This window comes from Cyanobium sp. NIVA-CYA 375, from assembly GCF_056108345.1.
This window is the reverse complement of sequence record NZ_JBSYHW010000166.1, coordinates 1-2,112: the sequence shown is the minus strand read 5'-3', so window position 1 is coordinate 2,112 and position 2,112 is coordinate 1. Positions and strand designations below refer to the sequence as shown.

2 protein-coding genes are annotated in these 2,112 nt (G+C 58.0%); both read right to left on the bottom strand.

Annotation, left to right across the window (positions count from 1 at the left end):
- Positions 1-453, bottom strand: a 453-nt coding sequence (locus AC01FP_RS17145) for a hypothetical protein (protein WP_474481903.1), incomplete at its 3' end; no start/stop codon positions are given.
- Positions 435-2,112: alginate lyase family protein (locus tag AC01FP_RS17140; protein WP_474481901.1), on the bottom strand; the 1,678-nt coding region annotated here is incomplete at its 5' end. The genes AC01FP_RS17140 and AC01FP_RS17145, both read right to left, overlap by 19 nt.

The following is a 2,112-nucleotide window of genomic DNA, read 5'->3' as shown; positions in this document are numbered from 1 at the left end:
GCAACAGGCTCCTAGGAGGTGATCAATAAAGTCGTCGGTGAAATGCAGTTCAAACTGCTGTTCAAGCAGGAAACGGATGGATAAGATGCCAGATTTCGCATAACCAGGCAGGATCAAAGTGGGGATCTTGGTCAACCTCCGCGCCCCCAACACAGCCCATAACAGCGCCACCTCCTCTACAAGGAAATGCCCCCAATGGCCATCCGCCCAGATAGGCCAGGCCAGGAAGATGGCATCCTCAAGTGATGGCAGAGCGGCGATCTGGCTGGGTTCAAGGCCTAGGCAAGCAGAAAAAGATGGCAGTTGCTCACGTGGCAGCAAAACCGTATCTCCCAAATGTGCCCAGCTTGAGCGATTCAGAGTGTTGGCAATTGGAGCGCCTGTTGTTGCGCTGTAGGCACAAATACCCCCAGGTTCAATGATTACGGAATGATCTAGGTTGACGGCCCGCATATCGATGCAGCAACCTCAACGGGCTGACAAAGGGTCCAGAAGGGAGGCAGACCGCTGCTGGCGTCAGGAAGGACGGGAATGCTTGCGGGTTTTGTCAGGATGCAGCTAGCATCAAGATGGCTAATTACTTGCATGGCAATCAGCCAATCAGTGCTGTTGTTATCGTCTGGTAGGTGGCGACGAGCATAGTCAAAAGCGACCTGCAGGCCGTGACCGCTGCTGTCGTTAAAGGCGAGAAGATCACGCCCCAATACGGAACTGAGTAGCACCAGATTGGCCCATGCCTGGAGATTGAAGAGCTGGTCATGACGCAGCAGACTGCCAGTGGCCGTGGTGCTGGGGGAACCGTCCGGTCGGAACTGGGCAGCCAGCAAACCGGGCAGGTTATCGAACACCTGGGCGGCTACATTCTTACGTCCGCGGAACGCGGCGATCGCCAGCATCAGCAGGTGATACCAGGTGCAGGCGGGGCTAGTGCTGTGGTCGCGCAGGAAGCTGGCACTGTCCTCGGCCAGCCAGGCAAGGAAAGCATCAAACCATTCCTCAATCTGCTGGGTTTCTGAGCTTGAGAAGCGGCCACTGCGCTGCAGCAGGCCGATCGCATCTAGGAAAGGATAGAGATCACGAAAATCGATCGCCGCATCCAGCACGTTCCGACTGGGATCAACGGCGGAGAGACGGGCGTAGGCACCATCAGGAATCATCGCGGTGGCGGGATCAATGAACCAGGCCCGCACAAGGCGATGCGCATGGTCGACGGACTCACTGTTGCCGTTAATATGGCCATCAAGAGCCAGTGCACACACGCAGTCGATCATCAACTGCAGGCGAGTACGGTCGTAATGCTGAGCCACATCACCACAGATGGGTCCGGCGGACTCAAACAAGACACTGCGTTTCAAAGAACCTTCGCTGCCAGCAAGGCTCTGCCAGTGGGGCACCGCATTCACATAGCTGCGCTCAGCTGTGCCGGGCAGTAATTCCAGTTTATCGGTCACGCTGAGAGGAGGCACAGCGCGGGCGTTGGCGGCAATAGCAGCAAGACCTGGGGTAGGGGCATCAGCACCTTCCAGTCCAATCCAGCAATGCAGCGGATGGCGTTGCAGGGCCTCACCTATGAGGCGCATGTCGGTTTTACGCGCCAGAAGGCGAATGGAGTCCTGTTGTTCCAGTGATTGGCCTGGGGGATGCGGAGGTAGTCGATACACCCAGCCGGCCTGAACTAGCTGGCCTCGATCGGGAATAGGGGTGATATCAGTCAGCTCCCAGGAACCAAGGGTGGGGGACTGGTGCTGCCAGGGGCCGGCCAAGCCAAGGCGCCGGGGTAGGTCGGTTTCAGCACCGGAAGCCTGGCGGAGGGCTGGATTGAAGGGCTGACGATCACTGCGGGCAAAACCAAGGAGGGGCGGTGTATCACCGGCGAGCGGCGGAAGGTCGGGAGTCTGCAGCAACTGTTGGGTGTCAGCCAGAGCAGCGCTAGGCACCGCCAGATAAGCCAAATCAGGGAGGGCCAACAGTGGTCGGATCACCTTCCAAGCCTCGGGGGTAAGAAAACAGGTGCTATCTGCTGTAAACACCCAGGGCGCATCGGCCCAACCAAGGCGCAGGGCATAGTTAGCTGCGGCGTTGGCGTTGTAGAGATAAAGACTCTTGTTGCGA